Source organism: Saccharothrix sp. CB00851 (genome assembly GCF_001905065.1).
Taxonomy (GTDB): Bacteria; Actinomycetota; Actinomycetes; order Mycobacteriales; family Pseudonocardiaceae; genus Actinosynnema.
In genome coordinates this window covers 87366-109357 of sequence record NZ_LWLC01000013.1, presented here as the reverse complement: position 1 = coordinate 109357, position 21992 = coordinate 87366, and the positions used below count along the sequence as shown (strand labels likewise).

23 protein-coding genes and 1 pseudogene are annotated in these 21992 nt (G+C 71.5%); 20 read left to right on the top strand and 4 right to left on the bottom strand.

Annotated features, from left to right (window positions below):
* Positions 1-5 precede the first annotated feature (5 nt).
* From A6A25_RS15745 to A6A25_RS15735, 3 genes are all read left to right on the top strand, one after another.
* Complete coding sequence (locus tag A6A25_RS15745) at positions 6-1298, top strand: ABC transporter substrate-binding protein (protein WP_073890458.1); 1293 nt, start codon at positions 6-8, stop codon at positions 1296-1298.
* A 165-nt stretch (positions 1299-1463) separates the two neighbouring features.
* Positions 1464-3413 (top strand): WXG100 family type VII secretion target, encoded by a 1950-nt coding sequence (locus A6A25_RS15740; RefSeq protein WP_073890455.1) that lies wholly within the window; start codon positions 1464-1466, stop codon positions 3411-3413.
* Complete coding sequence (locus A6A25_RS15735) at positions 3410-4279, top strand: immunity 49 family protein (RefSeq protein ID WP_073890453.1); 870 nt, start codon at positions 3410-3412, stop codon at positions 4277-4279. The genes A6A25_RS15740 and A6A25_RS15735 overlap by 4 nt, the downstream gene beginning before the upstream one ends.
* A 23-nt stretch (positions 4280-4302) precedes the next feature.
* On the opposite strand, the gene A6A25_RS15730 is transcribed toward A6A25_RS15735, so the two are convergent.
* From A6A25_RS15730 to A6A25_RS45500, 3 genes and pseudogenes are all read right to left on the bottom strand, one after another.
* A complete protein-coding gene (locus A6A25_RS15730; protein ID WP_083668368.1) occupies positions 4303-4965 on the bottom strand; it encodes an NPCBM/NEW2 domain-containing protein in 663 nt (220 codons plus the stop codon).
* Positions 4966-5143: 178 nt separating this feature from the next.
* Positions 5144-5374 (bottom strand): DUF397 domain-containing protein, encoded by a 231-nt coding sequence (locus A6A25_RS15725; protein WP_073890449.1) that lies wholly within the window; start codon positions 5372-5374, stop codon positions 5144-5146.
* 3 nt (positions 5375-5377) lie between these two features.
* A pseudogene (locus A6A25_RS45500) lies at positions 5378-5922 on the bottom strand (DUF5753 domain-containing protein).
* A 62-nt stretch (positions 5923-5984) separates the two neighbouring features.
* Between A6A25_RS45500 and A6A25_RS15710 the strand changes: the two are divergent.
* From A6A25_RS15710 to A6A25_RS42995, 8 genes are all read left to right on the top strand, one after another.
* A complete protein-coding gene (locus A6A25_RS15710; RefSeq protein WP_073890440.1) occupies positions 5985-6317 on the top strand; it encodes a hypothetical protein in 333 nt (110 codons plus the stop codon).
* Between the two features lie 92 nt (positions 6318-6409).
* On the top strand, positions 6410-7018 hold the full coding sequence (locus A6A25_RS15705; RefSeq protein WP_073890438.1) for a DUF4255 domain-containing protein: 609 nt from the start codon (positions 6410-6412) through the stop codon (positions 7016-7018).
* Entirely contained in the window at positions 7015-9015 is a 2001-nt protein-coding gene (locus A6A25_RS15700; protein WP_073890435.1) for an ATP-binding protein, read from the top strand. The genes A6A25_RS15705 and A6A25_RS15700 overlap by 4 nt, the downstream gene beginning before the upstream one ends.
* A gap of 98 nt (positions 9016-9113) precedes the next feature.
* Positions 9114-9794, top strand: a complete 681-nt coding sequence (locus tag A6A25_RS15695; protein WP_073890432.1) for an eCIS core domain-containing protein — start codon at positions 9114-9116, stop codon at positions 9792-9794.
* 196 nt (positions 9795-9990) lie between these two features.
* Positions 9991-11523 (top strand): phage tail sheath family protein, encoded by a 1533-nt coding sequence (locus A6A25_RS15690; RefSeq protein WP_073890429.1) that lies wholly within the window; start codon positions 9991-9993, stop codon positions 11521-11523.
* A gap of 27 nt (positions 11524-11550) precedes the next feature.
* Positions 11551-11994, top strand: coding sequence for a phage tail protein (locus A6A25_RS15685; RefSeq protein ID WP_073890426.1), 444 nt, complete (start codon positions 11551-11553; stop codon positions 11992-11994).
* A 4-nt stretch (positions 11995-11998) separates the two neighbouring features.
* Entirely contained in the window at positions 11999-12436 is a 438-nt protein-coding gene (locus A6A25_RS15680; RefSeq protein ID WP_073890423.1) for a hypothetical protein, read from the top strand.
* A complete protein-coding gene (locus A6A25_RS42995) occupies positions 12433-12591 on the top strand; it encodes a DUF6760 family protein (RefSeq protein ID WP_143193186.1) in 159 nt (52 codons plus the stop codon). Before A6A25_RS15680 ends, A6A25_RS42995 begins: the two co-directional genes overlap by 4 nt.
* A 372-nt stretch (positions 12592-12963) precedes the next feature.
* Here A6A25_RS42995 and A6A25_RS15675 read toward each other — a convergent pair whose 3' ends face one another.
* Complete coding sequence (locus A6A25_RS15675) at positions 12964-13278, bottom strand: hypothetical protein (protein ID WP_073890420.1); 315 nt, start codon at positions 13276-13278, stop codon at positions 12964-12966.
* Positions 13279-14245: 967 nt separating this feature from the next.
* On the opposite strand from A6A25_RS15675, the gene A6A25_RS42990 reads away from it, so the two are divergent.
* The 9 genes from A6A25_RS42990 (at position 14246) to A6A25_RS15630 (ending at position 21989) form a co-directional block, all read left to right on the top strand.
* Positions 14246-14596 (top strand): hypothetical protein, encoded by a 351-nt coding sequence (locus A6A25_RS42990; RefSeq protein WP_143193185.1) that lies wholly within the window; start codon positions 14246-14248, stop codon positions 14594-14596.
* A 5-nt stretch (positions 14597-14601) separates the two neighbouring features.
* On the top strand, positions 14602-15033 hold the full coding sequence (locus tag A6A25_RS15665) for a phage tail protein (protein ID WP_073890414.1): 432 nt from the start codon (positions 14602-14604) through the stop codon (positions 15031-15033).
* Positions 15034-15037: 4 nt separating this feature from the next.
* Complete coding sequence (locus A6A25_RS15660; protein WP_073890410.1) at positions 15038-15799, top strand: CIS tube protein; 762 nt, start codon at positions 15038-15040, stop codon at positions 15797-15799.
* On the top strand, positions 15789-17603 hold the full coding sequence (locus A6A25_RS15655; RefSeq protein ID WP_073890407.1) for a VgrG-related protein: 1815 nt from the start codon (positions 15789-15791) through the stop codon (positions 17601-17603). The genes A6A25_RS15660 and A6A25_RS15655 overlap by 11 nt, the downstream gene beginning before the upstream one ends.
* Positions 17604-17617: 14 nt before the next feature.
* Entirely contained in the window at positions 17618-17899 is a 282-nt protein-coding gene (locus A6A25_RS15650; RefSeq protein WP_073890403.1) for a PAAR domain-containing protein, read from the top strand.
* A 1-nt stretch (position 17900) separates the two neighbouring features.
* Entirely contained in the window at positions 17901-18314 is a 414-nt protein-coding gene (locus A6A25_RS15645; RefSeq protein ID WP_073890400.1) for a GPW/gp25 family protein, read from the top strand.
* Positions 18311-20254 (top strand): putative baseplate assembly protein, encoded by a 1944-nt coding sequence (locus tag A6A25_RS15640; RefSeq protein WP_073890397.1) that lies wholly within the window; start codon positions 18311-18313, stop codon positions 20252-20254. The genes A6A25_RS15645 and A6A25_RS15640 overlap by 4 nt, the downstream gene beginning before the upstream one ends.
* Complete coding sequence (locus A6A25_RS15635) at positions 20251-20766, top strand: phage tail protein (protein WP_073890394.1); 516 nt, start codon at positions 20251-20253, stop codon at positions 20764-20766. The genes A6A25_RS15640 and A6A25_RS15635 overlap by 4 nt, the downstream gene beginning before the upstream one ends.
* A 410-nt stretch (positions 20767-21176) precedes the next feature.
* Positions 21177-21989 carry an NADase-type glycan-binding domain-containing protein gene (locus A6A25_RS15630; RefSeq protein WP_073890391.1) on the top strand — a complete coding sequence of 271 codons (813 nt, stop codon included), beginning with the start codon at positions 21177-21179 and terminating at the stop codon, positions 21987-21989.
* The last annotated feature ends 3 nt before the right edge of the window (positions 21990-21992 follow it).

Here is a 21992-nt window from a genome sequence, read left to right as displayed (position 1 = left end):
ATGGGATGGCAAGTCACAGAGCGGTGCTCGCGGTGCTCTCCGTGGTGGCGCTGGCTTCCGTCGCCTGTCGCGGTGGCGACGGCGCGGCCCCGCAGGAGGGCAAGGGCGGTATCAAGGTCGATTTCGGTGTGACCAGCGAGCCGTGCCCGGACACCGGCCACAGTGACCGGGGCTGCATCTACCTCGGGTCGATCTCCGACCTGACCGAAGGGCCGTTCAAGACGCTCGCGGTGCCGATCACGGAATCGCAGAAGGCGTTCTGGAAGCGCGTCAACGACCAGGGCGGCATCGGCGGCTACGACGTGGACGTCACCACCTACGTCAAGGACAACAAGTACAACCCGCAGATCCACAACCAGGTCTACCAGGAGATGAAGGGCAAGGTCCTGGCCCTGGCCCAGACCCTGGGCTCGCCGACGACCGCGGCGATCCTGCCCGACCTGGAGAGCACGCAGATGGTCAGCGTGCCCGCGTCGTGGACGTCGCTGTGGGGTGTGGAGGAGGTCGTCCTGGAGTCGGGGGCGAACTACTGTGTCGAGTCGATGAACTCGGTCGACTACGCGGTGGACGAGCTCGGCGCGAAGAGCGTGATGGCCGTGCACCTGCCCGGTGACTACGGCGACGACGCGGCGGCGGGTGCGAAGATCGCGACGGAGAAGCGCGGCGTGACGTTCTCCAACGCGGTCACCCAGACCGGCCAGGACAACCAGGGCGGCGCGATCGACGCGGTGCTGGCGAACAAGCCGGACGTGGTCATCCTGACCACCGGGCCGACCGACGCGGCGGTGATCATCGGCCAGACGGCGGCGCGCGGGTTCAAGGGCAAGTTCATCGGCACGTCGCCGACGTGGAACCAGGGCCTGATGCAGAGCCCGGCGGCGCCCGCGATCAAGGCCCTGTACCTGCAGTCGGCGCCGTGGAAGTCGTGGGCGACCGATTCGGCGGGGCACAAGGCGATGCGTGAAGCCCTGCCGACCGTGACGCCGAACGACGGCTACACGGCCGGGTGGGTGTGGTCGTACCCGTTGAAGGCGGCGCTGGCGAAGGCGGCCGAGAACAAGGACCTGACCAGGGCCGGTGTGCTCGCGGCGGTGCGGCAGTTGGACAAGGTCGACTACGAGGGCATGCTGCCCGAGGGTGCGGGCAACTTCGCGGGCAACACCAACGACGCCGCGTTCCGGCAGACGTTGATCTACAAGCCGGACGAGCAGGCGGCGACCGGTGTGGGCCTGGTGGAGGACTTCTTCACCGGACCGACGGCGAAGGACTTCAAGTTCGAGAAGCCCTGCTACACCTGATCGTCCGGTCGTCCGACGAACCCCGGTCGCGCTCGTCGCGGCCGGGGTTCGTCCTGTTCACCGGGGATTACTCCGACCGGGTCGGGATGTGGTGTTCCGGAACCAAGGCGGCTCCCCGCTGCGTCAAGGTGAGGAGCCAGGTGCCTGACGAGGGAGGGTCGCGCCGTGGCCGAGCCGAACGATCTGGTGGTCAAGCCCGACGCGGAACCGGGCGGGTTCTTCAACGCCGGTACCGGTGACAACGGTTGGGCGACGGGGATTTCCATCGCGGAGTCGGCGATGGACACGTTCAACGGGATCAAGGACGGCAACTGGGTCCAGGCCGGCCTGGGCATGGTCGGGTTGGCGGCGGACGCGGCGGCGATGGCGATCGACCCGTTCGGGACGTTGTTGTCGTCGGCGGCGTCGTTCCTGATGGAGCACGTGCAGCCGCTGAAGGACATGCTGGACTGGTTGGCGGGCAACCCGCCGGTGATCGAGTCGTACTCGGCGACGTGGGGGAAGGTCGCCGAGGAGCTGGGCAAGATCGCCGAGGAGTACGCGTCCGGGGTGCAGCGCGGTACCGAGGGGTGGACGGGTGCGGCGGCGGAGGCCTACCTCGCCAACTCCAAGGTGCACGGTGATGCGCTGACCGGTGCGGCGTCGGCGGCGGGGACCGTGGGCACGGTCGTCGGCATGATGGGGATGGTCGTCGGGTTCGTGCGCGAGGTGGTGCGCGACCTGATCGCCGACCTGGTCGGGAAGCTCATCGCCTGGGTGTTGGAGGCGGTGTTCTCGCTGGGGTTCGGCACGCCGGTGATCGTGGCGCAGGCGGTGGCGGCGATCTCGAAGTGGGCCGCGAAGATCGCCAAGATCATCCAGGACCTGCTGGACACGATCAAGAAGGTCTCGCCGCTGTTGAAGCGGTTGGTCGAGGTCTTCGAGAAGATCATGAAGGTGGTCGGCAAGCTGGCCGGCAAGGTGACCGGGCTGGACGTGCTGAGCCCGAGCAACGTCCGGACGGGCGGCTTCCTGCAGACCGGGCGGGCCGATGTCGACACGCCGGGTTCACCGGGTTCGCCTGGTTCGACCACTCCCGGCTCGGATCGGCCCGGGTCGAGCACGTCGGGCTCGGACCAGCCGGGCTCGACGCCTGATTCGTCCACGCCTAGTTCGTCCACGTCGGGTTCGTCCACGTCGGGTTCGGACTCGTCCGGGTCGGGTCGGCCGGGTTCCTCCACACCGGGCTCGGACTCGCCGACACCTCGGGACACCACGTCGACTTCGGGCAGCGCGCCGACGATCGACTCGCCGACGGCGCGTCCGGGTCGGGGAGATCCGGCGGACCTGCCGACCGGCGCGCCGCGACCGGGGCGTGATCCGCAGGGTGGGGACGGGGACGTTCCGCGCGGCGGTTCGCCGGTCGGTGAGCACCGGGGTGGGCCGATGGGCGCGCCGAGCACCTACAGCTCTCCTTCGACCGGCGGCTCTCCCAGCGGTTCACCTGGCAGCGGCTCACCCTCGGGCACCGGGTCCGGAGCCGGTTCGCCTGGTGGCGGTTCGCCTGGTAACGGCGCCGGCTCGCCGGGTGGTGGTTCGCCCGGCGGCGGTGGCGGGTACGGGAGCGGATCGCCCGGCGGTGGTTCCCCTGGCGGAGGCGCGGGCGGTGGTGCGCCGAGCACGCCGGGACCGTCCCGGATCGACGAGACGTCGGCGGCCAGGGCCGCCGCACCGGAGGCGCCGAGCCGTCCGGGACAGCCGCAGCCCACCGTCCCCACCGGCCAACCCGCGCCCGGCGGCATCCCGGGTGGCGGCATGCCGGGCGGTGGCATGCCGGGCGGAGGTGCGCCGGCCGGCGGCGTTCCCGGTGGTGGCGGTGTGCCCGGCGGTGGTGCGGGTGCCCGGCCGGGCAGTGGTGGCGGTTGGACCGGAACCCCGGGCAGCCGAGGCGACCTGGGCTCCAGCGTGCCGCCCAGCCGAACTCCCGACAGCCCTCGCCTGAAGAAGTGGAAGACGGAGAACGGCTACGACGACAAGTACCCTGACGGCAAGTTGGACGTGTACGACGGTTACGTCACGGAGTACTTCCGGATGAAGTGGCAACCGGACCCGGACGCGCCGGAGGCGGGGGAGTGAACGCCGAAGTGGTCGAAGTGAGCAGGCACGAGATGTACCCGGACTTCTCCGCGGGCCAGTTGGAGAAGCTCGAGCAGCTCATCGAGAGCGATGTCGCGGCAGTCGGGAACCGCACCCCGGCGCTGAACAGCCTGCTGTCCAACGCCTTGCGCCACCTCGGCCACCGGTGCGCGGTGGACCCCCGGGGCAGCAACGGGGACACCTGGGACAGCCTGCTGTTCGCCACCCGGGTCGGTTCGGCGGTCTTCGCCGTGGCCACCGCCGAACCGGGCACGACCGTGACGCTCGACCTGGGCGAGCGGTCGGTCGAGGCCACCGCGACCGGACCGGAGTACTTCACCTCCGCGACCAACTGGCTCACCGCGACGTGGCTCGCCTACGCGGCACGGGACGAAGCGACGATCCAGCAGTTGGCGGCGGTCCCGCTGGACCTGCTGCGCGCGGCGGACGACACGGAGCCCGAGTACGCGCTGGCGATGGTCGACCTGCTGGGCCGCTTCGCCCGTCAGGAGTCGGGCGTCGCCGAGGCGCTCAACGCCACCCTGCGCGCGACCGACCCGGCGGGGCTGCACCCGCTGCGGCGCGACTACGTGCTCAAGATCGTGGTGCCGCAGCTCGACGTCTTCCACCACTTGGGTGACGCAGAGCCGGAGGGTTTCAACCGGGCGCTGGCGGAAGGGCTGGAACTGCACCGGGAGTACTGGACCCGGACCGACGACGAGGCCGACTCCCCGTTCGGCTTCATCGCCTTGGGCCTGCTGGGGCTGGCCTCGTTCGCGCACGGCACCGGCACCCCGGTGGAGGTGCGGTCCGACTACTTGCCGTTGCGCGTGCTCGACGGCACGTGGGTGCGGGAACGCGGCTGAGCACCGGTGAGCCAGCCGACCGTTCAGCGCGGCGCGGTGGGGATCAGGGATGGGTCGGTCCAGACGGCGACGCGTTCAGGGCCCGGGCAGTCGCCGGGGTCTTCCGGTGGAGGTTCGACGCCGATGGTCAGCAGGCGGGCGCCGGTGACGGGGATGTCGACCGGTTGGGGGGTGGTGCCGGTGTTCGGGACCTCGGCGATCCGTTGGTCGTCCAGTAGGACGTAGAAGTCGAGTTCTTTGGTTGCCAATGAATTGTCCGCGATCGCGACCTGGGCGGTGAAGCGGTCGTATTTGGCGTCCAGGGCGAAGGTGAGACGGGCGGATGAGCACCAGGCGCCGGTGGCGGATACCGATTTCGTGTACTGGACCTTCCGCACCTTTGCGGTTGCGGCGGTCCAAGGGCTCTCGACGTACATGTCGTCGATCGAGCTGCTGTCGACCGGAGGCAGATCGGCCAGGTAGGTGACGCCCGGTCTCAGTGGTACGGTGCTCTCCGAGGGTGTCGTGGTCGGTTGGACCTGCGGTGATGTCGTGGAGCGGTCGGCGAGGGGCGTGGCCGGTTCGGCGTCGAGGGAGCTGCCGATGATCATTCCCGCGACCAGTACGGCCACCCCGGCGGCGGATAACCACGCCACTGATAAGTATTTGCGGCGAACGCGTGCGTTGTTCAAGTCCTGGTCATCCATGTCGGCGACCCCTCCAGGTCCAAGACGTGAGCCGAACTCGGGATAATGTCGGGTAATGTCTCGACTGGCGCAGCACGGTAGCAGCAATAGGTCGGATGTAGGCGGAAAGCGTCAATCCGAGTAGTTGTGCGGGTTGTCCGCACGATTGCGGCGATACGTCTGGAGGGGGCGATCGCGTTCAGGCGTCGAACTTGCCGGCCTCGATCGTGGCCAGCAGGGCGGTGAGGTTGACGCGCAGGACCGGTCCGGCCGGGTTCTTGCTGTCACGGACCGCGCCAACGCCGATGTGCGCGACTTCGACGCAGTTGGACTGCGACTGCGACCGGGACGACTTGCGCCATGCGACTTCCACGCAGTTGGACTGCTGCGACCGGGACGACTTTCGCCACGTCGGCGCTGGTTGCTGCATGGTTCACACGTCCATTTCGTCTCGCAGGGCGATGATGCGGCGCATGGACATTGTCGCACTGAGCGCGACTTCGCTGAGCCGTGCGGCCCGACGCAGGTAGGGCGTGGTGAACGGCTCCTCGTTCAGGAACGCGCCGGATAGCGCCATCTCGATGTAGACCACGATGGGTGGTACGTCGATGATCGTGAACGCGCCGACGCGGCCGAGGCGTGGCATCGCCGCGATCGGCACGACGCGGATGGTGATGTTCGGTCGTTCTGCGGCCTTGGCCAGAGCGGTCAGTTGGTCGCGGTGGATCTCGTCGTTGCCGATCAGTGCGGCTTCGCCGATCAGGGCGGTGTACTGCACGTCATCCCGGTTCAAGCGCTGCTGGCGGCGCAGTCGTCCAGCCAGCCGTCCATCTCGCTGGGCGTCACGCCGTCGTCCAGCATGAACGAACCGGCGTACTCGGGCGTCTGCAACAGGCCCGGCACCAGCAGCGGTGACCAGTCGGTGATCTTCCTGGCGCTGTCCTCGTAGTCGGCCAAGGTCACCGACTCCTGGGTCATCCCCCGGTCAGGCGATCCTGACGATCGGTGACGGGATCGAGATCGTCCTCGGTCGCGCGCACGTGGCGGCCCTGCGCGACCAGGCGGGGGCGACGCTGCGCGACGTGCGGCTGGTGCTGGCCGCCGAGGAGCGCCTGGACGAGGTGCACGACGCCGCCGCACAGGCGCGCACGGCCGCACGGCACGCGTTGTCGCAGGCGGAGGCGGCGGCCAGGCTCGGTGCGGACGAAGCGGCCGAGCGGGCGCGGGCGGCGGCACGGGCGGCGATCGAGGTGGCGGACGTCGCCGACGCGGCGGTGCTGGCCGCGGTCGAGGCGATGGTGACGGTGGAGGACGCCACGGACAAGGTGACGGCCGCGGCGGCGCAGATCGGGTGTGTGTCGGAGCCCGTCTGACGAGCGGGTGCCCGGAGGGGCAAGGGGTGCTGCCCCAAGGTTCGTCGGGTGGCCGGTGTCCGCGGGCGCGGTGCCGGGGTGAGAGTGGGTGCGTGATCCATGAGGTTGACGAGGCGCTGAGGCGGTTGGTCCGCGACGACGCGTTGCGCGGCACGGAGGTCGAGGTCGCGTTCGACGCGCCCACGAAGGACTGGGCCGCGCGGCGGAACGCGCCCACCGTCGACGTCTACCTCTACGACATCCGCGAAGACCTCCGCCGCCGCCAGCGGGGCCTGCTCAACTCCTACGAGAACGGCCAGGTCACCGCCCGACGCCTGCCGCCGCGGCACATCAAGCTGTCCTACCTGGTGACGGCGTGGACCCAGCGGTCGGAGGACGAGCACCGGTTGCTGTCCGAGCTGCTGGTCGGCTTCCTGCGCCACGAGTCCGTGCCGGTCGGGCTGCTCACCGGGTCGCTGGCCGAGCTGGGGCTGCCGGTGCCGATGACGGTCGCCCTGCCGCCGCCGGAGGACCGGGCGTTCGCCGACGTCTGGACCGCGCTGGGCGGCGAGCTGAAACCGTCGCTGGACGTGGTGGTGTCCGCGCCGATCGACTCCGGCCGCGTGTTCACGGCCGGGCCGCCGGTGGAGGAGGGCATGAGGCTGGCCATGGGTGGCGACTCGGTCGGTCACCGGGTGGCGATGAGCCGCAGGCGATCGTGAACACCGGCAGCCTGCCCCACCTGTTCACCCGGCTCGCCGCGTTGGAGCGGCGCATCCGGGCGGCGGTGGCGGCCCGCCGCGGTGCCGACCACAACCCGGACGACCCGTTCCGCGGCCTGTACCTGTCCGACGAGGCGATCGACGCCCTGCTGGCCACCCGGCGCGAGCCGTTCGTGCCGTTCCAGGCCTCGGCGGCGTCCGGCAGGCTGGGCAGCCTCGCCGAGACCGCCGGGCTGACCGGGCTGGACGTCGAACTGCTGCTGGTCGCGCTCGCGCCGGACGTGGACAGCCGGTTCGAGCAGTTCTACGGCTACCTGAACGACGACGTGACGCGCCGCCGCGCGACCGCGGGCCTGGCGCTGCGGCTGTGCGGGCTGCCCGAGGCGTCGGCGGCGGGCCGGGCGCGGCTCGACCCGGCGTCACCGCTGCGGTCGGCGGGTCTGCTCGTGGTGGACGACCGGGAGCGGCCGTTCCTGTCCCGTTCGCTGCGCGTGCCAGACCGGGTGGTGAGCCACCTGCTGGGCGACGACCTGCTGGACGCCGCGCTGGCGGGTGTCGCCCGGGTCGTGGACGACGTCGCGGCGGCCGACGTCGGCAGGCTCGGCCGTGCGTTGCGCGCCCAGGTCAAGCTGGCCTACCTGCGGGAACGACCGGGTGGTGGCGCGGCGGAGATGGCCGCCGCCGCGTTGCGCGGCGCCGGGTTCGCCGTCCTCGAAGTCGACGCGGCCCGCCTGCGCGCCGAACCCGACCAGCAGGCGTTGACGGCCGCCGTGCGGCGCGAGGCCGTGCTGCGGCACGCCGGGGTGGTGCTCGGCTCGGTGGAGGAGGAGCCGCCGTTGGCCGCGTTGAGGCATCCCGCGATCCCGCTGGTGGTGTTCGGCCCGAACGTGTGGGACCCGCGCTGGAGCGCCGAACCGCCGTTGCCTCACGACGCCGCGCCGCTGCCCGTCGCCGACCGGGCGGAGCTGTGGCGGGCCGGGTTGGGCGGCAACCTCGCGCCGGACGTCGAGCCGGCCGCCGCCACCGCGCACTTCGTTCTCGGGCCGGGACAGATCGCCCGCGCGGCCCGTGCCGCCTCGGTGTCCGCGCTGGTGGACGGCGGTGTCGTCACCACCGAGCACCTGCGTGCGGGCGCGCGCAGCCAGAACGCCGCCGGCCTGCACCGCCTGGCCCGCCGCATCGAGCCCGCCGTCGGCTGGCACGACCTGGTGCTGCCGTCGGGCGTGGTGGGCCTGCTGCACGAGCTGGCCGCGCGGGCACGCCACCGCGACCGGGTCATCGACGAGTGGCGGATGCGGCCGGGCGGCGGCCGGGGCCGGGGCGTCACCGGGCTGTTCGCGGGCGACTCCGGCACCGGCAAGACGATGTCCGCCGAGGTCATCGCCGCGTCGCTGGGCCTGGACCTTTACACGGTGAACCTGGCGACCGTGGTGGACAAGTACATCGGCGAGACCGAGAAGAACCTGGAGCGGATCTTCACCGAGGCGGCGGGCGTGAACGGCGTGCTGCTGTTCGACGAGGCCGACGCGATCTTCGGCAAGCGGTCGGAGGTGCGTGACGCGCACGACCGCTACGCCAACATCGAGAGCGCGTACCTGTTGCAGCGCATGGAGACCTTCGACGGCATCGCGGTACTGGCCACGAACCTGCGCGCGAACCTGGACGAGGCGTTCACCCGCAGGCTGGACGTGGTGGTGGACTTCCCGGTGCCCGACGAGCCGCTGCGCCGCCTGCTGTGGGACCGCTGCCTCGGCGTGACCGCACCGCGCGTCGACGTGGACCTCGACTTCCTCGCGTCGGCGTTCGAGCTGGCCGGCGGGCACATCCGGTCGGCCGCGGTGACCGCCGCGTACCTGGCGGCCGAGGCGGGCGGCCCGGTGGGCATGGCGGAGGTGGTCGGCGCGGTGGCGCGCGAGTACCGCAAGCTCGGCCGGCTGGTCGGCGAGCGGGAGTTCGGGCGGTACCTGGAGCTGGCGATGGCGAGCACGACCCGGTGAACTGCCCTTTCGGGCAGTGAGAGCCGCCCCGCCGGTCCTGGTTCGGTGGTACGGCCGGGGCGCACGATGGATCCGGACTGGCGTTCGAGGGAGCGACCATGCGCGAGCACGACCACGAGGCGGACAGCGGGCTCCGGCCCAAGGGCGACCGCGTCGAGCACGCCGACAACGACCTGCTGGGACGTGCCGCCGCCGCGGGCCGGCCGGACGTCCTCGGCACCGCCGGGCTGCTCGACCTGCAACGGGCGGTCGGCAACGCGGGCGCGAGCACGGTGGTGGAGGAGGCCGCGGAGTCGCCGGTGCACGGTGTGGTGGGTTCCGGCGGTTCGCCGCTGGACGCCGACGTGCGCGCCGACATGGAGTCCCGCTTCGGGCAGGACTTCGGCGACGTGCGCGTGCACACCGACGGCGCGGCGCACGAGTCGGCGAAGTCGGTCAACGCTCAGGCTTACACGGTCGGCTCGGACATCGTGTTCCAGCAGGACAAGTACGACCCGTCGTCCGACTCGGGCAAGCACATGCTGGCCCACGAGCTGACACACGTCGTGCAGCAGCGCAACGGTCCCGTGGACGGCACCGACGCGGGCGGCGGGGTGAAGGTCAGCGACCCGTCCGACCGGTTCGAGCGCGAGGCGAGCGGCACCGCCGACCGGATCATGGCCGAGCCCGCTCCTGCCGCCGCCGTTCAACGGGAGGAAGAGAACGTCGAGGAGGAGACGGCGCAGACCTACGTCGCGCCGTCCGTGCAGCGGGAAGAGGACGAAGAGGAAGCGGTCTGACCCGACTGCCGCACGCCCCGCCGCGCCTCCCGTGCGGCGGGGCTTCCTCTTGTGCGGCAACGGATCGGGCGGCTGCACCTTTGGGCAGCCAACGGCGTACACCGGCACAGCCCCGCGGTCGTTTCGCCCGTCGCCGAAGCGCAGCAGCATCGACGGCACAGCTGCAGAACCGTCCGCACGACTTGGGAGGCAACGGATGCCCACCTATCTCTCCCCGGGGGTGTACGTCGAGGAGGTGGAGGCTGGTGCGCGGCCCATCGAGGGCGTGGGCACCGCCGTCGCCGCCTTCGTCGGCTTCGCGGCCCGAGGCCCGTTCAACACGCCGACGCTGGTGTCCAACTGGGCCCAGTTCACGCAGGTCTTCGGCGATTTCGTGCCGGACTGCTACCTGGCGCAGTCGGTGTACGGGTACTTCCTCAACGGCGGCTCGAACTGCTACGTCGTGCGCATCGGCGGTGACCGCGCCAAGGGCAACGGCCAGCTGCCCGCGGGCGCCGGTGCCCAGGCGGCACTCGGCGGCTACAAGATCACCGCACGGGAGCTCGGCGCGCCCGAGATCACCGTCGAGGTCGCCGACGTGCCGGGCGACAACCAGCCGGACGACCGGTTCACGTTGCTGGTCAAGCAGAACGGCAAGGTGGTCGAGACGCACACCGTGTCCACCAAGCGCACCAAGGAGTACATCGTCGCGGTCGTGCAGGAGAAGTCGAACCTGATCACGGTCGAGGAGACGGCGGGCGCGGGCGTGGCCAAGGTGGAGAAGGGCAGCGTCACGCTCAAGGAGGTCGTCGCGGCCGACCCGTCGCCCGTGCCGCGCAAGATCGCGGCCGACGACTACGTCGGCGACGTCTCCGACCGCACCGGGTTCGGCGGCCTGGAGGCGATCGACGAGATCACCATGGTCGCGGTGCCCGACCTGATGAGCAGCTACCAGCGCGGCGCGATCACGTTGGAGTCGGTGAAGGCCGTGCAGCTCGCGATGATCGCCCACTGCGAGCTCATGGGCGACCGGATCGCCGTGCTCGACACACCGCCCGGCCTGAACCCGCAGCAGGTCAAGGACTGGCGGCAGAACGGCGCGGGCTACGACTCGAAGTACGCGGCGCTGTACTACCCGTGGATCAAGATCTTCGACCCGGCGAGCAACGACCACTCGTTCATCCCGCCGAGCGGCCACATGGCCGGGGTGTGGGCCCGCACGGACGCGACGCGCGGCGTGCACAAGGCGCCCGCGAACGAGGTCGTGCGCGGCGCGGTGGCGTTGGAGACGCAGCTGACCAAGGCCGAGCAGGAGCTGCTGAACCCGATCGGGATCAACTGCGTGCGGTCGTTCCCCGGCCGCGGCATCCGGGTGTGGGGCGCGCGCACGCTGTCGTCCGACGCGGCGTGGCGGTACCTGAACGTGCGGCGGCTGTTCAACTACCTGGAGGAGTCGATCCTCGACGGCACGCAGTGGGTCGTGTTCGAGCCGAACGACGACGCGCTGTGGGCCCGGATCCGCCGCACCATCAGCGCTTTCCTGGTCACGGAGTGGCGCAAGGGTGCGTTGTTCGGGCTCACCCCGGACGAGGCGTTCTACGTCAAGTGCGACCGCGAGACCAACCCGGCCGAGAGCATCGACCTCGGCCAGGTGATCTGCGAGGTCGGCATCGCACCGGTCAAGCCCGCGGAGTTCGTGGTGTTCCGGCTGGCGCAGATTTCCGGCGGCACCAGCCTCGTCAACGAGTAGTCGAGTCCTAGTTTAAGGCGGTCGGTCATGGCTCTTCCCGAACTCGACACCTCGGTCGGCCACTCGTTCGGCCTGGAGGTCGACGGCGTCGCGATCAAGCAGATCTCCGAGGTCTCCGGGCTGAAGATGGAGCAGGACGTCATCGAGCTGAAGACGAACACGGCGGACGGCAAGTACGTCATCAAGAAGCTGCCCGGCAAGCCGAAGGCGGGCGAGGTCACGCTGACCCGCGGGCTCACCGACGACCAGAGCTTCGAGAAGTGGGTCAAGGACGCGCACTTCGGTCGGATGGGCAACGCCCGCAAGGGCGGGGCGATCATCGTCTACGACTACGAGGGCCAGCCGATCAAGCGGTACAAGCTGACCAACGCGTGGCCGAAGTCGCTGGAGATCGGCACGTTGAAGGCGGGCGACACCAGCGTGCTCACGGAGAAGCTCGTCATCACCTACGAGATGATGGAAGTCGAGTGACGCCATGCGCAGGATGATGGCGGCGGTACCCACCCCTGACGTTTCGGCTCCTGTTCGGGCTTCGGTCGAGCCGATGCGCACGGAGTTCGCCTTCGAGCTGCCGCGCGGGTACGTCGACGACAGCGGTGCGGTGCACCGTTCCGGCGTGATGCGCCTGGCGACCGCGCGGGACGAGCTGGTGCCGCTGCGGGACGACCGGGTGCGGGAGAACTCGGCGTACCTGACCGTGGTGCTGCTGGCGCGGGTGATCGTGCGCATCGGCTCGGTGACCGACGTGCACGCCGGTGTGGTGGAGAACCTGTTCGCGTCGGACCTCGCGTTCCTGCAGGACGTGTACCGGCGGATCAACAGCGAGGGGCACACCCGCGCGGCGGTGGCCTGTCCCGAGTGCGGGCACGGGTTCAGCGTGGACGTCGCGGGTGGGCGCCTGGGGGAATCGTGACGTACGCGGCCGACCGGCTGCACGAAGAGGTCGCGTACGTGGCGTACCACTTCCACTGGTCGTGGGAGGAGATCCTCGACCTGGAGCACCCGGACCGGCTGCGGTACGTGGCCGAGATCGCCCGGATCAACACACGGATCAGCCAGGGACGGTGAGGGTGCGATGTGGCCGTGGCGACGTGAGGCGGCACGCTCCACCCCGCCGCTGCCCGTGCGGCGGGGTGAGTGGCGCGGGCTGCCGCCGATCCAGCGGGTGGTGGCCGGGCACCCGTTGGTGAACCCGGTGGAGCGGTTCTCGGCGTCGTTGACGTCGTGGCGGTCACCGGCCTACCTGGCGCCGTTGGCCCACGGGGTGGGTGAGGCGGAGCCGTCTGGCGTGATCGAGGGCGTCGCGCAACGAGTCGTGGAGCTGCCGCTGGCCACACCGCCGGCACCCAAGCCCCGGGGCCTGTGGTCCCGGATCCGCGACGCCATCCGGCCCGAGCCCGCGCCGACAACGGAAGTTTCGGCGACGACAACACCGACCTTTCAAACCGAGAACGCGACCACAGCCGAGAACCCGACCGCAGCCGAGAACCGGGTCACTGCCGAGACCCGGTCGGCGGTGGGGAGCCGGGCGGTCCAACGCACGGCGAGTGTCGACTCGGCACCGAGCCTTCCCGTGCGCGGCGCAGGGGTCGGGAACTCGCCGGTGAGGGGTTCGGTGGCCGGGAGTTCAGCGGTTGAGCACTCGGCGGTCGAGAGTTCGGCGGCTGGGAGTTCGGCGGCCGAGCACTCGGCGATCGAGGATTCGCCGGTCGGGAAGGCAGCGGTCGAAAGCCCTGGCTCCGGAACCTCGATCACCCCCAGCCCGGCTGCTCCGGCCCTACCAGTCCGGAGTCCGGCTGTGCAGCCTCCGGTGATCCAACGCCCGACCCTCCAACGCGCGCCGGTCCAGGACTCGGCGGTGCGGATCCCGACGTTCGAGCGCCCGGCAGCTCAGACGCTGGCGGCCCAGAGCCCGGCGGCCCAGAGCCCGGCAGTTCAGATCCCGGCGGCCGAGACCCCGGCAGCTCAGCCCCCGGCGGCCCAGAACTCGGCAGTTCAGAACCCGGCAGTTCAGAGGTTGGCAGCTCAGGTCCCGGCAGTGCAGGGGCGGGTAGTGCAGGGCCCGGCAGTGCAGGGGCGGGTAGTGCAGGGCGGGGCAGGTAGGGGGCCGACAATCCAAGGCCCGGTGATCCAGCGCGTGCCAGATCGGGGCACAGCAGCTCAGAGTCCGCCAACGCAGAGCCCACCAAGCCAGAGCCCGCCTAGCCAGAGCCCGGCACTGCGGAGCCTGGCAACCCACGGCCCAGTGAGCACGAATCCGGCGAGCACCGACCCGGTGGCCCAAAGCCCAGTGACCCAGGACCCCGTATCCCAGGACCCGGTGACCCATGGCCTTGCCGCGCACAGCGTGGCAACTGATCCCCTGCTCGCCGAGATCGCGGTGACCCGTAGTCCGGTGGTCGAGAGTTCGGCAGCCGAGAAGCCGGTGGTCGGGCGATTGGTGGCCAGGAGTTCGGGGGGCGAGCGTCCGACACTTCAGCGCGCGACGATCCAGCCGCACGCCACCCGGGTACCGGATGCGCCGGTCCATGCTGGTGGGAGGCCGGTTGCCGAAGCGCGGGCTGCCCAAGAGCCGGTCTTGGCGGCTCCGGTGGCTCAGCGTTCGGTGGGTCAGCCGGTCCAGCCGGTCCAGGCGGTGCAGCGGACCGAGGTGCGGGGGCAGGCCGGAGGTGGGGCGAGTCCCGTCAGCGTGCAGCGGCGGGGGGTCGGGGTTGGGTTGGGGATGCCGATCACGCCTGCCGAGGTGGCCGGGCCGGTGGTGCGGGAACGTGCCGGCCCGTCCGGGGTGGAGTTGGGGCGGGCGGTCGTGGGTGACGGGTTCGTTCCCGAGGCGGGGACCGCGTTCGTGCAGCGGGAAGTCGAGGTGCAGGCGACGTCTGTGGTGCCCGCGCCCGCGGAATCGGTGGCCCCGGCACCGGCCCAGGACGCTGCGCCCGCTCCGGGACCTGCCGTGGCTGCCCCGGACGCCGAGGAACTGCTGAAGAAGCTCTACGACCCGCTCGTCCGCCGGCTCAAGGCCGAGCTGTGGCTCGACCGGGAACGGCGCGGGGCGTTGACCGATCGGTGGAGGTGAGCGGTATGGCCGAGGTGGATGAGGCGGTTTCCGTGTGCTTCGTCGTGCGCATCGACGACGAGAGCCTCGGCTCCTTCAACAGCTGTGACGGGCTCGGCGTCGAGTTCACCGTCGAGCAGCGCGAAGAAGGCGGCAACAACGGCATGGTCTGGCAGCTGCCCACCCGGATCAAGTACTCCAACGTCAAGCTGTCCCGTCCCGTCACGAAGGACAGCGCCAAGATCATCAAGTGGATCGCGGGCATGGCGGCGGGCATCACGCGCAAGACCGCGATCATCGAGGCGCGCACGCTGGCGGGCACGGTGATCGCCAGTTGGGCGCTCTCCGGCGTGGTCCCGGTCCGGTGGAGCGGCCCGCAGCTGTCCGCCGACTCGCCCAAGGTCGCGACCGAGACCCTCGAACTCGCCCACCACGGCTTCCTCGACACGGCGAAGTGACCCCATGGCCTCCCCGATCACCTTCACCTCGGCGGGCACCAGCGCGAGGTCCACCAGCTACGCCGCGCCGACGAACCTGCAGAAAGCCCTCCTCAGCGTCCACCGCCCACCGAAAGCGGGCGGCGCGGCCAAGCCCGGCGACCTGATGCACGAGATCACCTTCCAGTTCAACCCCAAGGAACTGTCGCTGTCCAAGAACGCCAAGTGGGAGCGCAGCCGCCAACCCAACGTGGCCAAGAGCGGCACGCCGGAGTTCAAGGGCTCCGACCCGGTCAAGCTCGCCCTGGAGATCTTCCTCGACGCCACCGAGCACATGGACGACGGCGTGGTGAAGAAGGTCGAGCAGCTGTTCGCCTGTTGCGTGCCCACCGAGGACAGCCGCCAACACGGCAAGGGCTCGCCGCCGTGGGTGATCTTCAAGTGGGGCGGGATGACGGGCTTCCCGGCGTTCGTGGCGAGCGTCGCCGCCAAGTACACCCTGTTCACGCCCGCCGGCGTCCCGGTCCGTGCCACGTGCACGGTCAACCTGGAGGAGATCGCGGGCGAGCAGGGCGGCCAGAACCCGACCTCCGGCGCCCTCGCCGCCCGCGACTCGCACGTCCTGGTCGCGGGCGACACGCTGCAGTCGGTCGCCTACAAGGCCTACGGCAACGCCGAGTTGTGGCGGGAGATCGCCGAGGCCAACGACATCGACGACCCGATGCGGCTGCGACCGGGGACCCGCCTGCTGGTGCCCGCGTTGGAGGAGATCCGCGATGGCCACTGAGACCTTCGCCAACTCCCTCGTGGTCGAGGTGGCGGGCGGTCCGCTGCCCGCCGACGTGAAGTCCCTGCTCACGCACGCGTTCGTGGACGACAGCCGCAACCTGCCGGACGTGTTCGTGCTGCGCTTCCGCGACCCCGGCCACGTCGTGCTCGGCAAGGGCAAGTTCACCATCGGGGCGAAGATCGCGCTCAAGGTCCAGACGTCCGACCCGGGAGGCCCGCAGCCGTTGATGAGCGGCGAGGTCACCGCGGTCGGCGTGGAGCTGGACGAGGGCGGCACGTTCACCGAGGTCCGCGGCTACGACCTGGGGCACCGGCTGTTCCGCGGCCGGCGGGTCGCCTCCTACCCGAACATGACCGTCGCCGACGTGGTGCGCAAGGTCGCGCAGCGGGCGGAGATCCCGGTCGGGCAGATCGACGACGTCAAGGGCTTCGGCCGCCCGCACACCCAGCTCAGCCAGGACGGGGTGAGCGACTGGGAGTTCCTGTCCCGCCTCGCCGCGCTGGTCGGCGCGCAGATCGCGGTGGTGGAGGGCAAGCTGGAGTTCGGCCTGCCGGAGGAGCCCAAGTCGGCGCCCGCGGTCAACGCCAAGGCCAAGGCGAACCCGCTGGTGCTGGAGGTGCACCGGAACCTGCTGTCGCTGCGCGCCGCCATCACGGCCGCCGAGCAGGTGCCCGAGGTGCGGGTGCGCGGCTGGGACGACGACACCAAGCAAGCCGTCGAGGCCACCAAGCCCGCGAACGCCCTGGGCACGGAGGTGACCGGCGTCGACCCGGTCGCGCTGGCCGGCAAGTTCGGCAGCCCGCCGTTCCTGGTGGGCGGCCCGCACCGCACCCAGGCCGAGGCGGACGTGGTCGCCGCGGCGCTGGCCACCCAGCTGGGCGCCGCGTGCGCGGAACTGGCCGGGGTGGCGCGCGGCAACCCCAAGCTGCGGGCGGGCACGGCGGTGGCGCTGACCAACGTCGGCGAGCCGCTCGCGGGCAAGTACACGCTCACCAGCACCCGGCACCTGTTCAGCGAGCAGTCCGGCTACACCACCGAGTTCACCGTCTCCGGACGCCAGGAACGCTCCCTCTACGGCCTGGCCAACGGCGGTCCTGGCGGTGCGCCGAACCGCGGCCTGGTCCCCGCGATCGTCAGCGACGTGCGCGACCCGGCGAAAGCGGGCCGGGTCAAGGTCACCTACCCGTGGCTCGCACCGGACTTCGCCAGCGGCTGGGCCCGGACCGTGCACAGCAGTGCGGGCAACGGCTACGGCGGGCTCGTGCTGCCCGAGGTCGGCGACGAGGTGCTGGTGGGCTTCGAGCACGGCGACTTCGACGCGCCGTACGTGCTCGGCGGCCTCTACAACGGCAAGGACAAGCCGCCGACGCTCGCCAAGGACCCGGTGGACGGCAACAGCGGCGAGGTCACGGCCCGCGGGTTCGTCTCCCGCAAGCACCACAAGGTCGAGTTCGTGGAGGACGAGGGCATCACGATCGCCAGCGGCGACGGCAAGTTCGTGGTCAAGCTGGACCAGCGCAACCAGGTCGTCGAGGTGACCAGCGGCAAGGCCGTGACGATCAAGGCGCAGAACGGCGTGACCATCGACGCGGGCACCGGCCCGCTGGAGCTCAAGGGCCAGAAGATCACCGCGAAGGCGCAGACCGACGTGGCCATCGAGGCGGGTGCGCAGCTCAAGGCATCCGGCACCGCCGGGGTGAAGGTCGAGGGCGCCACGGTGGCCGTGACCGGCCAGGGCCAGGCCGAGCTGACCGCGAGCGGCCCGGTGACCGTGCGCGGCGCGGTCGTCCGGATCAACTGAGGGGGACGAAGGACATGCCACCAGCGGCGAGGGTCGGCGACCCGACCGGGCACCCCGGCGTGCTGGCGCCGCCGGGCGTGCCGACCGTGCTCATCGGCGGGATGCCCGCCGCCACCGTCGGCAACCTCCACACCTGCACGTTCCCCGGCCTGCCACCGCACCCGCCGACGCCCGTGCTGCCACCCGGCTGCCCGACCGTGCTGATCGGCGGCAGACCCGCGGCCCGGATGGGCGACCTGGCGGGCTGCGGCGCGCCGATCGTCGTCGGCTGCCCGACCGTCCTCATAGGAGGGTGACGTGGACTTCATCGGCCGCGGCCTGGCGTTCCCCGTGCACACCGACGCCACCGGCTCCGTCGCGCTGGTCGGCGGCGAACGCGAGATCGTGGAGAGCATCCGGCTGATCCTGGCCACCGCGCCGGGCGAACGCCCGATGCGGCCGGAGTTCGGCTGCGCCATCCACGACCTGGTGTTCGCACCCGCCGACGCGGCCACCGCCGGCCGGATCGCCTACGAGGTGCGGCTGGCGCTGGAGCGCTGGGAACCCCGCATCACGCTCACCGACGTGTCCGTCGGCTTCGACGAGGTCGACCAGGGCACCCTGCTCATCGACCTGCGGTACGCGCTGCGCGGCACGAACGACCCGCGCAACCTGGTGTTCCCCTTCTACGTCATCCCGCCGCACGAGGCCGACGAGGAGGGTGCGCGATGACGTCCCTGCCCACGCCCAACCTGGACGACCGGCGGTTCCAGGACCTGGTGGACGAGGCCAAGCGCCGCGTGCAGCAGAACTGTCCGGAGTGGACGGACCACAACGTGTCCGACCCCGGCGTGACGCTGATCGAGGCGTTCGCGCACATGGTGGACGAGCTGCTGTACCGGCTCAACCGCGTGCCCGACCTGCACTACCTGCGGTTCCTCGACCTGATCGGGGTGAAGCTGTTCCCGCCCACGGCGGCGACCGGCGACGTCACGTTCTGGCTGTCCGCGCCGCGTGACGTGCCGGTGGTGGTGCCCGCTGGCGCGCAGGTGGCCACCGAGCGCAGCGAGGTCGAGGACCCGGTGGTGTTCACCGTGGACCAGGAACTGACGATCGTGCCGTGCTCGTTGGCGCACCTCGTCACCGCGGTGCCGGACACGGCGATCCCGCCCGCCGACCGCACCGACGAACTGCGCGACGGCAAGGCGCCCGAGGTGTTCGCCACGCCACCCGCGCCCGGTGACTCCGTCCTCTTCGGACTGTCGGACGCGGTGCCGGGCTGTGCGGTGCTGTTGCGGGTCGAGGCGCACGCCGAAGGCCGAGGCGTGGACCCGCGCGACCCGCCGTGGGCGTGGGAGGCGTGGAACGGCACCGGGTGGAGCCCGTGCGAGGTGGACCGCGACACCACCGGTGGCTTCAACCAGCCCGGTGACGTGGTGCTGCACGTGCCGCGCACGCACGCCGTGTCCGTCATCGCCCGGCACCGCGCCGGGTGGCTGCGGTGCCGTGCCGTCGCACCCGCGCCCGACCGGCCGTTCTACCAGCGGCCGCCGAAGCTGGTGTCCGTCACCGCCGCCACCATCGGCGGCACGACCGGCGCCACGCACGCGGACATCGTGCGCGGCGAGACGATCGGCGTGTCCGAAGGCGTGCCGGGGCAACGGTTCCCACTCGCCCGCACACCGGTCGTGGTGGACGACGGCGCGCTCGTGGTGGAGGTCGCCACACCGGACGGGTGGGAGCGGTGGACCGAGGTGCGGTCCTTCGCCGAGTCCGGGCCCGACGACCGGCACGTGGTGCTGGACCGCGTCGGCGGCGAGGTGATCTTCGGCCCGGCGGTGCGGCAACCCGGCGGCGGCGTGCGGCGCTACGGCGCGATCCCGCTGAAGTCGGCCGCGATCCGGGTGCCCGAGTACCGGACCGGCGGCGGTCTGCGCGGCAACGTGGCACGCGGGTTGTTGCAGGTGCAGCGCGACCCGGTGCCGTTCGTGACGGCGGTGACGAACCGGCAACCCGCGTCCGGTGGCGTGGCGGGTGAGTCGGTGCGTGACGCGGCGGTGCGCGGGCCGTTGCTGCTGCGCACGCGCGACCGTGCCGTGACGGCCGAGGACTACGAGGTGCTGACGCGGGAGGCGGCGCCGGAGATCGCCCGGGTGCGGTGCGTGCCGGCGAGTCCGGGGTCGGCCGCGGTGCGGGTGCTGGTCGTGCCGTCGGTCGGCGCGCACGAGGAGTCGGACTTCGCCGCGTTGCAGCCCAGCGCGGACGTGCGGGAGCGGATCGAGCGGTTCCTGGAGGAACGCCGGTGCGTCGGTGCGCGCGTGTCCGTGGAACCGCCCTACTACCAGGGCGTCACGGTGGTGGCGCGGCTCAAGGCGAAGGCGGGCACGCCCGAGGACGTGCTGCGGACGCGGTCGGTGCAGGCGCTGTACGACTACTTCAACCCGGTCAGCGGCGGTCCGGACGGCGACGGCTGGCCGTTCGGGCGGCCCGTGCAGTCCGGTGAGGTGTTCGCCGTGCTCCAGCGGTTGCCCGGGGTCGAGCTGGTCGAGGAGATCAAGCTGTTCGGGGCGAACCCGGTGACCGGCGAGCGCGGCAACGCGGCGGCCCGGCTCGACCTGCCGCCCAACGGGCTCGCGTTCTCCTACGGCCACCAGGTGCGGGTGGCGCGATGACGACACCGCACCCGTTGGCCGACCGACTGCCCGCCGTGTACGTGGAGGACGGGTTCACGTCGCGGTTCCTGGCGGCGTTGGACGAGGTGCTCGCGCCGGTGTTCACCACGTTGGACGGGTTCGCGGGTTACCTCGACCCGCGGCTGGCGCCGGAGGACTTCCTGGAGTGGCTGGCGCACTGGGTGGCGCTGGACGTCGGCGAGGGCTGGCCGGTGGCGCAACGGCGGGCGCTGGTGGCGCGGGCGGTCGAGCTGCACCGGTGGCGCGGCACGCGGCGCGGGCTGGCCGAGCACGTGGCGCTGCTGACCGGGGGAGACGTGGAGGTGCGCGACAGCGGCGGCTGCACGTCGACCGACCGGCCGGGGCTCGCGGTGGCGGACGACCCGCCGAGCGTGCACGTCCGCGTGCGGGTGGTCCGGCCGGACGAGGTGGACCGGACCCGGCTGGTGGCCGCGATCGCCGGCGCGGTGCCCGCGCACGTCGCGGTGGACTTGGAGGTGGTGGGGGAATGATCGTGTGCGCGCAGTGCGGTGAGAGCAACGCACCGGGGTCGGAGTTCTGCGGTGACTGCGGGACGTACCTGGAGTGGGAGCCGAAACCCGCGCCGGTGCCCGATCAGGTCGCGGCACAGACCGGCCGGGGGCAAGCCGTGCCGGGGCAAGGCGTGCCGGGACAAGGCGGGCCGGTGCAAGGCGGGCCGGTGCAAGGCGGGCCGGGACAAGCCTGGCCGCGACAAGGCGAGCCGGGACAGGCCGGACCGGGACACGCCTGGCCGGGACAGGCCGAACCGGGGCAAGCAGGGCCGGGGCAAGCCGGGCCGCACCACCAGCCGAGACCGTGGACGCCGCCGCCCCGCAACGGGGCGCAACCCCTCCCGACCCAACCCGTGCCGTCCCAGCCCACCCCGCAACAGCCGGGCGCGATGCAGCCCACCGACCAGAAGCCGACCGCCGGCACGCACCGGCCCCGCCTCACCGAGCGCCGCACTCCCCAGCCCGGTGACCTCATCTGCGGCCAGTGCGGCGAGGCCAACCCGCCCACCCGCAAGTTCTGCGCCCGCTGCGGCTCGGCCCTGGTGGAGGCCGCGGTCGTGCCGGAGAAGTGGTGGCGCAAGCTGCTGCCCCGGCGCAAGCCACCGGAGGCGGGCAGCCGCCCCACCCGCCGCGTCGGCACCGTGCGCCGCCGGGTCGGCCAGGTGCTCCGCTGGTCGTTCGTCGTGGCGCTCCTGGGCGCGATCGGGGCCTACGGGCTCGTGCCGTCGTTCCGCGGCCTGGTCAACACCCGGGCGACCTCGATCGCCAAGGACGTCAAGGGACTCTTCGGCACCGACCTCACACCCGTGCGCCCCACCGGCATCACCGCCACCGCCGAATCGCCCGGCCAGGGGCCCGGTCTCGCCTTCGACAACGCGACCAACACGTTCTGGCTCGCACCGGTCGAACCGCGACCGCCCGCGCTGGTGCTCGACTTCGGCCGCGAGGTCGACCTGCGCGAGGCCATCGTCCGGGTCGGCAACCCGGCCGACCTGCAAGCCGCGCACCGGCCCAAGAAGCTGCACCTCGTCTACCCGACCGGCCGCACGTTCGACGTCGACCTCGCCGACACCCCGGACCCGCAGACCGTCCGGGTCGAAGGTGTCGCGACCAGCGTCGAGGTGCACGTGACCGAGTGGCACCGGTCGTTGCGCGGCAACGAGGTCGCGCTCGCCGAGATCGAATTCTTCGCGGTGAGGTGAGCG

What these genes read in the sequence shown, in the direction of transcription:
- A6A25_RS15745 (WP_073890458.1), top strand. Translation starts at nt 6, where the DNA reads ATGGCAAGTCACAGAGCGGTGCTCGCGGTGCTCTCCGTGGTGGCGCTG.
- A6A25_RS15695 (WP_073890432.1), top strand. Translation starts at nt 9,114, where the DNA reads ATGCGCGAGCACGACCACGAGGCGGACAGCGGGCTCCGGCCCAAGGGC.
- A6A25_RS15730 (WP_083668368.1), bottom strand. Translation starts at nt 4,965, where the DNA reads ATGGATGACCAGGACTTGAACAACGCACGCGTTCGCCGCAAATACTTA.
- A6A25_RS15655 (WP_073890407.1), top strand. Translation starts at nt 15,789, where the DNA reads ATGGCCACTGAGACCTTCGCCAACTCCCTCGTGGTCGAGGTGGCGGGC.
- A6A25_RS15635 (WP_073890394.1), top strand. Translation starts at nt 20,251, where the DNA reads ATGACGACACCGCACCCGTTGGCCGACCGACTGCCCGCCGTGTACGTG.
- A6A25_RS15650 (WP_073890403.1), top strand. Translation starts at nt 17,618, where the DNA reads ATGCCACCAGCGGCGAGGGTCGGCGACCCGACCGGGCACCCCGGCGTG.
- A6A25_RS15690 (WP_073890429.1), top strand. Translation starts at nt 9,991, where the DNA reads ATGCCCACCTATCTCTCCCCGGGGGTGTACGTCGAGGAGGTGGAGGCT.
- A6A25_RS42990 (WP_143193185.1), top strand. Translation starts at nt 14,246, where the DNA reads ATGCCGATCACGCCTGCCGAGGTGGCCGGGCCGGTGGTGCGGGAACGT.
- A6A25_RS15660 (WP_073890410.1), top strand. Translation starts at nt 15,038, where the DNA reads ATGGCCTCCCCGATCACCTTCACCTCGGCGGGCACCAGCGCGAGGTCC.
- A6A25_RS15685 (WP_073890426.1), top strand. Translation starts at nt 11,551, where the DNA reads ATGGCTCTTCCCGAACTCGACACCTCGGTCGGCCACTCGTTCGGCCTG.
- A6A25_RS15725 (WP_073890449.1), bottom strand. Translation starts at nt 5,374, where the DNA reads ATGCAGCAACCAGCGCCGACGTGGCGAAAGTCGTCCCGGTCGCAGCAG.
- A6A25_RS15665 (WP_073890414.1), top strand. Translation starts at nt 14,602, where the DNA reads ATGGCCGAGGTGGATGAGGCGGTTTCCGTGTGCTTCGTCGTGCGCATC.
- A6A25_RS15630 (WP_073890391.1), top strand. Translation starts at nt 21,177, where the DNA reads ATGCAGCCCACCGACCAGAAGCCGACCGCCGGCACGCACCGGCCCCGC.
- A6A25_RS15640 (WP_073890397.1), top strand. Translation starts at nt 18,311, where the DNA reads ATGACGTCCCTGCCCACGCCCAACCTGGACGACCGGCGGTTCCAGGAC.
- A6A25_RS15680 (WP_073890423.1), top strand. Translation starts at nt 11,999, where the DNA reads ATGCGCAGGATGATGGCGGCGGTACCCACCCCTGACGTTTCGGCTCCT.